The organism is Streptomyces sp. NPDC057616 (assembly GCF_042800575.1).
In the GTDB taxonomy this organism is placed as follows: domain Bacteria; phylum Actinomycetota; class Actinomycetes; order Streptomycetales; family Streptomycetaceae; genus Streptomyces.
In genome coordinates this window covers 1-11842 of sequence record NZ_JBHVGU010000033.1, presented here as the reverse complement: position 1 = coordinate 11842, position 11842 = coordinate 1, and the positions used below count along the sequence as shown (strand labels likewise).

At 71.9% G+C, this 11842-nt stretch carries 11 protein-coding genes; 6 read left to right on the top strand and 5 right to left on the bottom strand.

The window, feature by feature from the left end; translation table 11 throughout:
- Nucleotides 1-38: 38 nt before the first annotated feature.
- On the bottom strand, nt 39-1181 hold the full coding sequence (locus ACFU97_RS33515; RefSeq protein ID WP_384264226.1) for an aminoglycoside phosphotransferase family protein: 1143 nt from the start codon (nt 1179-1181) through the stop codon (nt 39-41).
- Nucleotides 1182-1414: 233 nt separating this feature from the next.
- Here ACFU97_RS33515 and ACFU97_RS33510 point away from each other — a divergent pair, with 233 nt between their 5' ends.
- Nucleotides 1415-2908 carry a hypothetical protein gene (locus tag ACFU97_RS33510; protein ID WP_384264224.1) on the top strand — a complete coding sequence of 498 codons (1494 nt, stop codon included), beginning with the start codon at nt 1415-1417 and terminating at the stop codon, nt 2906-2908.
- Nucleotides 2909-2970: 62 nt separating this feature from the next.
- Here ACFU97_RS33510 and ACFU97_RS33505 read toward each other — a convergent pair whose 3' ends face one another.
- Entirely contained in the window at nt 2971-4386 is a 1416-nt protein-coding gene (locus tag ACFU97_RS33505; RefSeq protein ID WP_384264222.1) for a PP2C family protein-serine/threonine phosphatase, read from the bottom strand.
- 445 nt (nt 4387-4831) lie between these two features.
- Between ACFU97_RS33505 and ACFU97_RS33500 the strand changes: the two genes are divergently transcribed.
- Complete coding sequence (locus tag ACFU97_RS33500) at nt 4832-5245, top strand: SsgA family sporulation/cell division regulator (protein WP_384264221.1); 414 nt, start codon at nt 4832-4834, stop codon at nt 5243-5245.
- 1 nt (nt 5246) lies between these two features.
- On the opposite strand, the gene ACFU97_RS33495 is transcribed toward ACFU97_RS33500, so the two are convergent.
- Nucleotides 5247-6344, bottom strand: a complete 1098-nt coding sequence (locus ACFU97_RS33495) for a chemotaxis protein (RefSeq protein WP_384264220.1) — start codon at nt 6342-6344, stop codon at nt 5247-5249.
- 95 nt (nt 6345-6439) lie between these two features.
- Here ACFU97_RS33495 and ACFU97_RS33490 point away from each other — a divergent pair, with 95 nt between their 5' ends.
- Complete coding sequence (locus ACFU97_RS33490; protein WP_384264219.1) at nt 6440-6826, top strand: hypothetical protein; 387 nt, start codon at nt 6440-6442, stop codon at nt 6824-6826.
- A gap of 27 nt (nt 6827-6853) precedes the next feature.
- On the opposite strand, the gene ACFU97_RS33485 is transcribed toward ACFU97_RS33490, so the two are convergent.
- Entirely contained in the window at nt 6854-7276 is a 423-nt protein-coding gene (locus ACFU97_RS33485; protein ID WP_384264357.1) for a PaaI family thioesterase, read from the bottom strand.
- A gap of 89 nt (nt 7277-7365) precedes the next feature.
- Between ACFU97_RS33485 and ACFU97_RS33480 the strand changes: the two genes are divergently transcribed.
- The gene (locus tag ACFU97_RS33480) at nt 7366-7791 is read left to right on the top strand and encodes a MarR family winged helix-turn-helix transcriptional regulator (RefSeq protein WP_384264218.1); all 426 of its coding nucleotides are present in this window, start codon (nt 7366-7368) and stop codon (nt 7789-7791) included.
- Nucleotides 7792-7847: 56 nt separating this feature from the next.
- Here the strand turns inward: ACFU97_RS33480 and ACFU97_RS33475 are convergent, their stop codons facing one another.
- On the bottom strand, nt 7848-9425 hold the full coding sequence (locus tag ACFU97_RS33475) for an alpha/beta hydrolase (RefSeq protein ID WP_384264217.1): 1578 nt from the start codon (nt 9423-9425) through the stop codon (nt 7848-7850).
- A gap of 298 nt (nt 9426-9723) precedes the next feature.
- Here ACFU97_RS33475 and ACFU97_RS33470 point away from each other — a divergent pair, with 298 nt between their 5' ends.
- Nucleotides 9724-10392 carry a chaplin gene (locus ACFU97_RS33470; RefSeq protein WP_384264216.1) on the top strand — a complete coding sequence of 223 codons (669 nt, stop codon included), beginning with the start codon at nt 9724-9726 and terminating at the stop codon, nt 10390-10392.
- A gap of 576 nt (nt 10393-10968) precedes the next feature.
- On the top strand, nt 10969-11751 hold the full coding sequence (locus ACFU97_RS33465; RefSeq protein WP_384264215.1) for a GNAT family N-acetyltransferase: 783 nt from the start codon (nt 10969-10971) through the stop codon (nt 11749-11751).
- The last annotated feature ends 91 nt before the right edge of the window (nt 11752-11842 follow it).

Genomic DNA, 11842 nt, shown 5'->3' with positions numbered 1-11842 from the left:
CGCGCTCCCTCCGGGCGCACCGCGGACCTTCGTCCCCGTCAGCGAGTGCCGACCGCCGCGCGCACGGCCCGGCGGGCCAGCTGGCAGTCGTCGTGCAGCCGCCTGAGCAGCAGCCGCTGTTCCTCGCCGGACGGCGCAGCACCCGGGTGGGCCGTGCCCGGTGCCGCCGGGGTCGTGTCGTGCATCGAACGCTGTACGGCGGTCTCGTAGGTACGGATCTCACGCGTGAGGACCAGCATCAGGTTCACCAGGAACGCGTCGCGCGAGGCGGGGCCCGCCGACTGGGCGATCTGGCTGATCTGGCGACGGGCCACCGGCGCGTCCCCGAGCACCGACCACAGAGTGGCCAGGTCGTAGCCCGGCAGGTACCAGCCCGCGTGCTCCCAGTCCACCAGCACTGGACCGGCCGGTGAGAGCAGGATGTTCGACAGGAGGGCGTCGCCGTGGCAGAACTGGCCCATGCCCTGGCGGCCCGCCGAGTGCGCGATGCCGTGCACCAGCTTCTGCAGGTCACCCATGTCGCGATCGGTGAGCAGGCCCAGTTCGTGGTAGCGGGAGATACGGGCCGCGTAGTCGAGCGGGGCGTCGAAGGTGCCGGCCGGCGGCCGCCAGGCGTTGAGCCGGCAGATCGCGCCGAGGGCCACCCTGATGTCCGCCCGGGGCGGGGCCTCGGACGGGTGCCGCTGCAGGGCCGCCACCCGTCCCGGCATGCGCTCGATGACCAGCGTGCAGTTGTCCGGGTCCGCCGCGATCAGCCTCGGCACGCGCACGGGCGGGCGGTGCCGGACGAACGAGCGGTACGCCGCTATTTCGTGGCGGATCCGCTCGGCCCACGCGGGGGATTGGTCCAGTAAACACTTGGCGACGGCCGTGCTGCGCCCCGTCGTACCGACCAGGAGCACGGACCGGCCACTGCGGCGCAGCACCTGGACCGGGGCGAACTCCGGGCAGATCCGGTGCACCGACGCGATGGCCGTGCGCAGCTGGGCGCCCTGAGGGCCGGACAAGTCGAGTCTCCCGCTGAGCGGTTGGGTGCCGGTCCCCGGCGCGCGCCGCGGCCGGCCGGCGCCGAGCGCGGGGGCCGCGGGACGGGCTCCGGGGTCGAGGTAGGGGCCGCCGCCGGCCGGGCGGGGGCGCAGCGACCGGGGCGGTGCGGACACGGAGGACGATGCTGCGTACATGGGCGAAACAGATCCCTTCGTGTGCCTGCGACGACAGTGCGCTACCCGGCCCGGCCCCGTGGGTGCACCCTGGGGAATGCCCCTCGGCAACCGGGTCGGGGTGGCGCGTTCCTACCTGACACCCGTGGACCAGTGGCACACCATCTGGCGGACCCTGGCGAACCCTGGCGAATAGTCGCCCGGCAACTTGCACCGGGCTACTGTCAACTCAGCCGAGAACCTGGGGGCTTGACGTGAGCGGACAACCCAACACCCGCCTTGCGGACCTGTTCGGCCTGGCCGGCTGGTCCAAGGGTGAACTCGCGAGGCTGGTCAACCGGCAGGCGGCGGCCATGGGCCACCCCCAGCTGTCGACCGACACCTCTCGGGTGCGGCGTTGGATCGACACGGGAGAGATCCCGCGCGATCCGGTGCCGAGGGTGCTGGCGGCGCTGTTCACCGAGCGTCTCGGCCGTGTCGTGACCATCGAGGACCTCGGTCTGGTCCGGCACGGGCGTGTGGGGAAACGGCAGGACGCCGGGAGCGCAGAACATCCCGACGGTGTGCCGTGGGCGCCCGAGCGGACCGCGGCGGTCCTCACCGAATTCACGGGAATGGACCTCATGCTCAACCGACGCGGCTTGGTGGGTGCGGGTGTCGCACTCACCGCAGGATCCGCACTCAGCAGCGCCATGCACGACTGGCTGCACACCGATCCGACCCTCTCCGCCGACGCTCCCGACTACGACAATCCCCTGCACGCCGACCCCGCTGGGTTCGACCGCTTCGAGGCCGCCCCCATCGGGTCGCAGGAGATCGAGGAACTGGAGCGCTCCGTCGAGGTGTTCCGTGCCTGGGACGCGGCCCGCGGCGGCGGGCTCCAGCGCAAGGCGGTCGTGGGCCAGCTCAACGAGGTGGGCGGCATGCTCGCCTACCGTCACCCCGACCATCTCCAGCGGCGCCTGTGGGGCGTCGCGGCCAACCTCGCCGTCCTCGCGGGCTGGATGTCGCACGACGTCGGCCTTGAGCCCACGGCCCAGAAGTACTTCGTCATCGCCGCCCACGCGGCCCGGGAGGGCGGCGACCGGCCGCGTGCCGGGGAGGCGCTCTCCAGAGCGGCTCGCCAGATGGTGCACCTCGGCCGGCCCGACGACGCACTCGACCTGATGAAGCTCGCCCAGTCGGGCTCCGGCGAAGAGGTGCTGCCGCGCACCAGGGCGATGCTCTACACCATCGAGGCCTGGGCCCAGGCCTCGATGGGCAAGGGCCAGGCCATGCGCCGCACCCTCGGCCGGGCGGAGGACCTCTTCGTCTCCGACAAGGGTGATGTGCCGCCGCCGAGCTGGATGCAGATGTTCAAGGAGGAGGACCTGTACGGCATGCAGGCCCTGGCCTACCGCACGCTGGCCGAGCACGAGCCGGGAGCGGCCGCGCACGCCCAGCACTACGCGGAGAAGGCCCTGGCCCTGCGGGTCGACGGACGGCAGCGGTCGAAGATCTTCGACTTCCTGTCCATGGCCTCCGCCTGCTTCATCGCCGACGACCCCGAGCAGGCGGACCGGTACGCGCGCCTGGCTCTGATGTCGATGGGCACCAACTCCTCCCACCGCACGTGGGACCGGCTGCGCCAGATGTACCGGCTCACCGCGGAGTTCTCCAGCTACCCGAAGATCCACGAGCTGCGGGAGGAGATCAAGCTGGCGCTGCCCAGGTCGGCGGCGAAGAGCGGCAACAGCGCACGGGCATAGGGGGCCCGTGCGGCTGCAGTCGTCGATTCACGCCGCCCGGCCGGCGTGCCGTCCGCGGCGGTTCACACCACCCTGGCGACCAGTACGCACGCGTCGTCCTCGCGTTCGGTCTCACCGAACTCCTTGACGACCGCCCGTACGCATTCCTGCGCGGTCCTGACCCTGCCGAAGCGGGGAGCCAGGTCGAGGAGATGGTTCACGGTCTGTGCGACGTTGTGCCCGGGCACCAGCCCGTCGGTGTGCAGCAGAAGCAGATCGCCCGGCTCGAGGGTCTCCTCGGCCTGCTCGTACGAGGCGCCGGAGGTGGCGCCGAGCAGGACGCCGCCCGGTGTGTGCAGTCTGCGCCCCGTCCCGTTGCGGAACAGCAGCGGGGCGGGGTGTCCGGCCTGCGCCCAGGTCAGGGTGCGCGTTCCGGAGTGGTAGCGGCAGCAGACGGCGCTGCCGAGGGCCGGCTGCACGGTGGCGTCGAGCAGCTGGTTCAGCCAGGACATCAGCTGCCCGGGCTCCGTGCCCGCCATCGCCATGCCCCGCACCGCGCCCAGCAGGGTCGCCATGCCCGAGGCTACGGCGACGCCGTGTCCGGTCAGGTCGCCGACGCTCAACAGGGTCTGCCCGTCGGGCAGTTCGAGTGCGTCGTACCAGTCGCCGCCGATCAGGGCGCTGGTCGAGGACGGCAGGTAGTGCGCCGCCAGATCGAGTGTCTCGGGTCCCTGGTGCGGGAGCCGCAGCAAGCCGCGCCACGGCGGCAGCACGGCCTCCTGCAGCTCGACCGCGAGACGCTGCTCGGTCTGCGCGCGGTGCTGGTGGCGCTGGAGCGAGTCACGGGTCTCGCTCACCGCCTTCTGGCTGCGGCGCAGTTCACTGACGTCGCGCAGCACGGCCCACATCGAGGAGGTGCTGCCGTCGGTGTAGAGCACGGGCTCGCCCATCATGTGCACGGCGCGCACCTCGCCGTCCGGGCGCACGATGCGGAACTCGCCGTCGATGTGGCGCGCGTCGACGAGGCAGTCCGTGACCATCGCCGTCAGCATCGCGCGATCCTCGTCCACCACCACGGACGGCAGTTCGTCGAGGCTGAGCGGGGGAGCGGCGGGATCACGGCCCAGGATCTGGTACAGCTCGGCGGACCAACTCGCCTCGTCCGTCAGCAGGTTCCACTCGGCGCTGCCGACGCGGCTGAGTAAGGAGCCGGTGCGGGTGACCGGTGGCGTCACCTTCGCCTGCTCGGCCGGCGGCAGCGGCCCGGGGCCGTCCCGCAGCTGCCCCAAGTGGGCGTCCAGGTCGGTGAGTTGGTGCAGCGCCAGGTCGTACAGCGCGCGCTGCCAGCGCTCCTGGGGGTCCGAAACGTCGCTGCCCGCGTCCCGCCGTACGGCGTCCACGTCCCCCTTGAGCCGCCGCGCCTGCGATATCAGGGCGTCGACCGAGCCGCGTCCTGGCGGCTGGGCGGCTGAGCGATCCGCGGAGAGGTGGGACGGCATGAAGCACTCCGAGGCGGGGAGGGTGCGACCGGGACGGACGGATCTGGGGACCGGTTACGACTCTTGCACAGCCCGCGACGCGCTGTAAGGGATTTGGCAACACCCGATACGGTGGTGCACCTGGCATATGCCAGCGTCTTCCCGGACCGGCCGGACGGTACGCGTGCCGTACCCCGTGACAGGGGTCAAGTCGTAGGCCCTGTACGGGGTTTGACGGGCCGTCGAGAGGCTTCGGCGCAGGCTCGTTCGCGCGTTCGTCGACCGCTTGTTCTACAGCGTCCCGCCGACCCGCGGCGCGCCTGCACAGCACCGGCCCGGCGGCGACTGTCAAGTGATGCAGATCACACAAACGTGGAAGCGCTTCCATGTAATGCAGACGGCATCTGCGGGCTCGTACAAGAACACGGCAAACCCGCCGACCTGACGACCGCAGTGGAGATTGATCATGGACATCACCCTCGAGCAGCCCGCCCGCGGTCGTCTGATCACCGCCGACGAGCAGGAGTTTCCCGTCCCCGTCACCCTGCGCTACGTCTCCACGGACCCGCTCGCCATGCACCTCGACTTCCCGCCCGAGGTCTCCCTGGACGGCACGGAGGTCACCTGGACCTTCGGCCGCACCCTGCTGGACGAGGGGCTGCGCGGCCCGGCGGGCGCCGGCGACGTCCACCTGTGGCCGTGCGGCGCGGAGCGCACGGTGATGGAACTCCACTCGCCCTACGGCCTGGCCCTGCTCCGCTTCGACACCCCTGCCCTGCGCCGGTTCCTCCTGCGCACGTACGCGGTGGTGCCGGCCGGGCAGGAGGATGTCGGCGCGTCCGTCGAGGAGGGGCTGAGCGCGCTGTTCGGCAACGTGTGAGTCAGTACCGCAGGACGCCCGCGATGCCGGCGGCGTCCCCGAGCGTCCCGTCCGGCACGAAGCGGACGTCGGCGCCCGTCTCCAGGCACTGCTCGACGATCTCGTCCACGATGTCCTCGCGGGCGTCGAGATCGCCGCTCGCGGCCGGCATCAGATGGTCGCCGAGGGCGTCGCGCACCGTCAGCCGGTAGTTCTCCTCGACCGCCAGCAGCCGTACGCGGCCTTCCCGCGCGCTCTGCCAGACCTCGTCGACACCGGCCGCGAACGCCTTGTGGCCACGGGCCGACTCGAGCTCACGGGCCACGGCGTCGGTACTGCGGCGGGCCTCCTCGGCGAGCATCGGGCGCAGCGCCTGCCACACGGCGTCGGGCGTGCCGTGCGCGAGACCGCCGTGCGGCACGTGCACCGCCTCCTTGGTGATGCTGCCGATCTCGTCCAGCAGCGACAGGGCGGCCGGCTCACCGGTGACGTAGAGCGGCCGGGGCGCCTCGCGCAGGATCAGGCCCATCGCGGCGTCGGCGTCGCGCAGGAAGTGGCGGGTGTCCTCGTCGCGGAAGGTGCTCGGCACGTTGCCGATCCGCTCCTTGCGCTCCGCGTCGAAGTTCTCGAGGTGCCGGGTGCGCGGGAAGCCGCCGCTGTGGTCCTCCGTGACGCGATCCGGCCCGCCGCTCCACAGCGTGACCCGGTCGGCGGAGACGGACAGCACCCAGAACGGCCGTTCCGCGGCGTGCGCGGAGACGAGGTTGCGGGTGAGGAAGGTGTCGGAGAGGACCACACGCTCCGGGACGGTGCGGGCCAGCGACCACACCTGGTGCTCACCCGGGGCGGCGAAGATCACCAGACCGTCCTCGGCGTGCGCCAGGTCCACTTCCGTCAGGGCCTGGTCGAGTTGGCGGACGACGTCCAGACGCCGCTCCCGGCTCACGGCGGGATCGGCCTCCAGCTGTTTCTTGGCCTCGGCCACCACATTGCGCAGCCGGACCGGATCCTGGGTGTTCTCGGGCTCGCGGCGGTGTGTCGGCGTCAGCACGGACACGGCCGGATAGGCGCGCGGGCGCCGGAGCTCGGACAGGGTTGCGGGACTCAGGTCGTGCTCCATATCAGCACGATAGGACCGTTTCGCCGTTCGGGCATCAGGGGCGGGCGCTCCGGGCAAGAAGGGCAATTCGCTGCCGGCGTCGCTCGCGACTTCGGATGGTGCTCACCGCACCGCCGGCCGCCGCGATCCCCGAACCTCGCAGCACGTCGGACGACGCAGGTGAACGCCTGCGCCGAAGCGGGTGCGGCGAATATCTCGGCCGCTGCCCTGGGTTCGGCCACTGGGTCGGTGTGTGCGTCGGTCATGTGGCGTACTGGGTCCTCATCACGTCGACGATCGGCACGATCGTCTCCGCCCTCGGCGACGGCGCCACCGTGCTCTCCATGGCCATCTCCTCGGTCGGGCTGTGGCTGTTTCTTCCGGCGCATCATCCGGGGAGCAAGGTCCTCGGCCCTTTCGGGCTGTGGACCGTGGAGACGGCGGCGACGTCCACGCCTCCGCGCGCCGGCAGTGGGCAAGCGGCAACAACGCGGCTGCCCTGACCTGCGCGGCCGCCGTCACCTGCCGAACTAACCCTTCCCGCCCACGGGTTCGATCACCGCGATGTTGCCCTGCGCCACGGCGCACAGCGTCTGCGTACCGTCCGCGCCGACGGTGGTCACGTCGCAGCGCGTGACGACCCGGGTGCGGCCCGCCCGCACCACCTGGCCGTGCGCGCGCAGGACCGCGCCCGTTGCCGGGCGCAGGTAGTCGATGGTGAAACCGGACGTGATCAAGCCCGCCCCGACGACCGTCCCCGCCGCCAGCGTGAGCGTGTTGTCGGCCGCGTACGAGAGCACCCCACCGTGGACGAAGCCGTACTGCTGGAGCAGCTCCTCGCGGATGTCCAGCTCGAGGGTGGCCTCGCCGTCGCCGAACGCCGTCACCCGGGCGCCCAGCAGCCTGCTGAAGGGCTGCTCCGCGAGGATTTTCCGTGCCAGCTCCAGATCCATCGTCCCGCTCACGTTCCCCTCGGCGGCCAGTTCACTTCACCAGTGAAGTGAGGGTGGCGCGCGCCGGTGCCGTCTGTCAACATCGGCCCATGTCCGAGCCTGATCAGCGTCTCTTCTTCCTGCTCCAGCGGGCGGCGCACCGGCTGCGCACCACGGTCGACCGGCGCTGCCTGGCCGCCGCCGGGGTGACCACCGCCCAGCTCGGCGCGCTCTTCGCCGTGCGGGACCGGCCCGGGATCACCCAGCAGGAGCTGGCCCGCACGCTCGGTCTGCGGGAGTCGGCCGTGACCGCCCTGGCCGGCCGTCTCACCACGGCCGGCCTGCTGCTGAAGCAGGCACATCCCCGTGAACACCGGGCCGTCGTCCTGGAGTTGACCGAGGCGGGCGGCGCCGCCCTGCGTGCCGCACAGCCTGAGGTGGACCGCTTCAACGCCCAGATGCGGGAGCTGCTCGGGGACGACGGGTTCGTACGGACGGCGGGGGCGCTGCACCGACTCGCCCACTGGGAGCCGTGAGACGCCCCGCCGTCACCGCCCCCCGGGGCGCCCTGACGCCCGGCCGCCGCGGGCTGTCACTGGTCCTGCTCCTGCGGACCGCACGAACTGCCGGTCGGCGGCAGGGTGCCGTAGAGCAGGAAGGTGTCGACCTTGCCGTGCACGCACTTGGAGGAGGCGTAACCGGTGTGCCCCTCACCCTTGTTGTCGAGCACCACGGCGGACGAGCCGAGCCGCTGCGCGGTCTCCACGGTCCAGCGGTACGGCGTCGCCGGGTCGCCGCGCGTGCCGACCAGCAGCATCTTCGGGGTGTGCACGTCCCGTACGTCCTTGCGGATGTAGTCGGTGCCCTTGGGACGGCCGTAGCACATCAGGAGCTGGGTGAGGCGGTAGCGGCCGAAGACCGGTGAGGCCTGCTCGTACTCGGCGCGCAGCTTGCCGAGTTCGCCGACGATCCGGTCGGCGCTGGGACGATCGGGATCGTCCGCGCAATTGATCGCCATCAGCGCCGCCGGAAGATTGTCGAGCGGCACGTCGTTCTCGTCCACGAGGCCGCCGTTCCTGTGCCGGACGGGCAGGCCCGCACCGCCGGTCGCGAAGCCCATGACCCCGCGGGTGTCGCCGTCCTCGACGAGTTCGGCGATGGCCCGCTCCAGCGAGGGCCACAACTGCTTGCTGTAGAGCGCCTGGCTGATGGCGCCGACGAGATCCTGGCCGGTGAAGCCCTGGCCGAAGTCCGTCGGTACCGGGTCCCGGTCGAGCGAGTGGATGAGGTGGACGACCTGCTCGCGGGCGTCCCGTGCGTCCTGCCCGAACGGGCAGGCTATGTCCTCGGTGCACCAGTCGACGAAGTCGTCCAGCGCCGTCTGCTGCCCCTGCGCGCCCGCGACCCCCTGCTCGGCCATCGACTCGGTCAGCGTGTCCACCCCGTCGAGGACGAACCGGCCGACCTTCTTGGGGAATTGGGCCGCGTAGACGGCGCCGAGCCGGGTCCCGTAGGAGAAGCCCAGGTAGTTGAGCTTCTTGTCGCCCAGCGCCGCGCGGATCACGTCCATGTCGCGGGCCGAGTTCACCGTGCCGATATGGGGGAGCACCGGCCCCGAGTGCTTGGCGCACGCGTCGGCCGCCGCCTTCAACTGAGTGAGCAGGGCCCGAGGATCGGTGGTCGCCGTGGTCTCGTCGGTCGCGGACGACGCGTCCGACGTGCCGTCCCCGCAGCTGACCGGTGAGGACCTGCCGACGCCGCGCGGGTCGAAGGACACCACGTCGTAGTTGTTGGTGAGGCCCATGAAGTCGTCGCCGCCGGCGGCGAGTTCGCTGACGCCCGGTGCGCCGGGACCGCCGAAGTTCAGCACCACCGAGCCGCGCCTGTCTCCCGTCGACCGGTAGCGGGCCAGGGCCAGGTCGAGCGTGCCGGAGGAGGGCCGGCCGTAGTCGAGGGGGACGGTGACCTTGCCGCACTGAAGGTCCTTGGGCATGTCCTCGCCCTTGCACGTCGACCAGGCGACCTTCTGCCGGTAGAAGCGCGTCAGGTCGGGGCCGGTGCCGTCCGAGGCCACCGCGGGCAGGCCCGCGCCCACCAGGGCCAGAGCCGTGGCTCCGGTGGCGGCGCAGCGCCGGACGACAGCGGGCCGCGTGGACAACTTGGCCAGCATGAGTGCCTCCAGGGACGCCCGCCGGGGACCGGGAGAGCAGCGCCCTCGATCACGATAAGCGGGCCTCGCGGGGGCCGCCTCCGGGCCAGCGGGAGTGCACGCGGTGCCTTACCCTGCGCACCCGTCCGTGTACGTACGGCAGTTTTGCTGCTAGTTCGATAACCGTGCCGCTCGATGGGGTGAAAGACCGATAAGCCATAACCCGGATGGTTCACCCGCGTTTTATCCCGTGCGGGCCTTGCCCGCTTCTCCGGCGCGGGGTACGTGCCCGCGACCATGTCTGGAAGGCAGGGAACCAATGAGAAGGGTTACCCGAAACGGTGTGATCGCCGTCGCCGCCGCCTCCGGCGCGATGGCCCTGGCGGTTCCGGTGGGCTCCGCGTTCGCGGCCGACGGGGCGTCCGCGGACGGTGCCGCCGCCGACTCGCCCGGCGTGATCTCCGGCAACACCGTGCAGGTGCCGGTGCACGTCCCGGTGAACGTGTGCGGGAACACCGTGAACGTGGTGGGGCTCCTCAACCCGGCCGTGGGCAACAGCTGTACCAACAGCAGCACGGGCGGCAAGCACGCGGCGGACGATTCCGCGGCGGGCGGCAGTACGGCCCAGGGCGGGGGAAAGGATTCGCCGGGCGTGGTCTCCGGCAACACCGTCCAGCTGCCGCTGCATGTCCCGGTGAACGTCAGCGGGAACACCGCGAACGTGGTCGGAGTGGGCAACGCGGCCACGGGCAACCGCTCCAGCAACACCTCGGGCCACCACTGCACCGAGCCGACGCCGGAGCCGACCACCCCGGTCAGGGCGCACCCGCGCCCGGTGACCGCCCAGCACGCGGCTCCGCCACAGGCCGAGGCCTCGCTCGCGCACACCGGCAGCGACCGGACGCTCCCCGCCGCCGCGGCGAGCGCCGCCCTGATCCTCGGCGGGGTGGCCCTCCACCGGGGCGCGAGGCGCCGCACCACGCGCTGACCACGCATCGCGCGCCGCGCACCGAACCGAACGGAAGGTCCTGCCGGGGCATCTGGCGGGACCTTCTGTTGTCGCGATGGTGGGTGCCTCGGTGACGCTGTGCGTCTGCCGGCGGCGCGTCCGGTGGTGGTGTGGCCCGGTGGTGTCGCGCTGGGCGGAGGCGCGTCCCGCGGAGATGCGCCCGACGGTGGTGCGTGTGGAGCCCACGCGTCCAGCGCGGTTGTGTCCGCCGGTAGATGTATGCCGTGGTGGTGAGCGTGGTGACGGCGCGCCTGGGATCGGTGGGGTCGGTGACGGCGCGACTGGGATGGGTGCGGTCGGTGGCAGCGCGTCCCTTGGAAGCGCGCCGGGCAGGAGCGCGTGCGGTGGAGGCCCGTCCGGCGGTGGTGCGCCTGGTGGTGGGGCGTCGGACGGAGCGGCGTCCTGCGGAGGGGCGCCCGGCAGTGGTGGCGTGCGGCGGCGTCCCGCGTCAGTGACCGCCGAGCCGTGCGTCCCGCGCCTGCGCTCGGCGGAGCCGCTCGCGCCGGGATGTAAAACCTTTTGCCTCGGTCATCCGCCGGATGCTGGAGTGAGGGTATGGATCATGCCGCGGTGCTCGCCCTCTTCGACCGGGACATGCGCGAAGGCGCGCAGCCCGACGGCCCCGGCGCGCGCGTCGAGCGGAGCGGGAACGTGGTCCGTCAGGTGTCCACCGCGCACGGCTGGAACGGCGTCGTCTGGTCCCGCCTGGACGAGACCGGCGCGGACGCGGCGATAGCCGAGCAGATCGCATACTTCTCCGCAGCCGGCTCCGGCCGTGAGTTCGAGTGGAAGCTGTACGGGCACGACCGCCCGGTGGATCTGGGGCAGCGGCTGCGAGCCGCCGGCTTCGTGTCCGAGCCCGAGGAGACGCTCATGGTCGCCGAGGTCGCGGACCTCGACCTCGACGCCGAGCCGCCCGAGGGCATCCGCTTCGCACCGGTCACCGACTCGGCGGGCGTCGACCTCGTGGCGGAGGCGCACGAGAAGGCGTTCGGCACCGACAGCTCCCGGCTGCGCGAGCAGCTGCTCGCGCGGCTCCCCCAGGCGCCGGACACCCTCCTCACCACGGTCGCCCTCGCCGGTGACCTGCCCGTGAGCGCGGCCCGCATGGAGCTGGTGCCCGGCACCCGCTTCGCCGGCCTCTGGGGCGGCGGCACCGTCGAGCCCTGGCGCGGCCGCGGCATCTACCGCGCACTGGTCGCCCACCGCGCCCGCGCCGCCCTCGACCTCGGCTATCGCTATCTCCAGGTCGACGCCTCCGACCAGAGCCGCCCGATCCTGGAACGCCTGGGCTTCGAGGCCCTGAGCACGACGACGCCGTACGTCTACGGGGTCTAGGTCGTGTCTCCCAACTCCGTTGGGGCGTGAGGGGCTTCGCCGATGCTCGTAGACTCATGACGTGGCATTCATGAGCACCCCGCACTGCTGC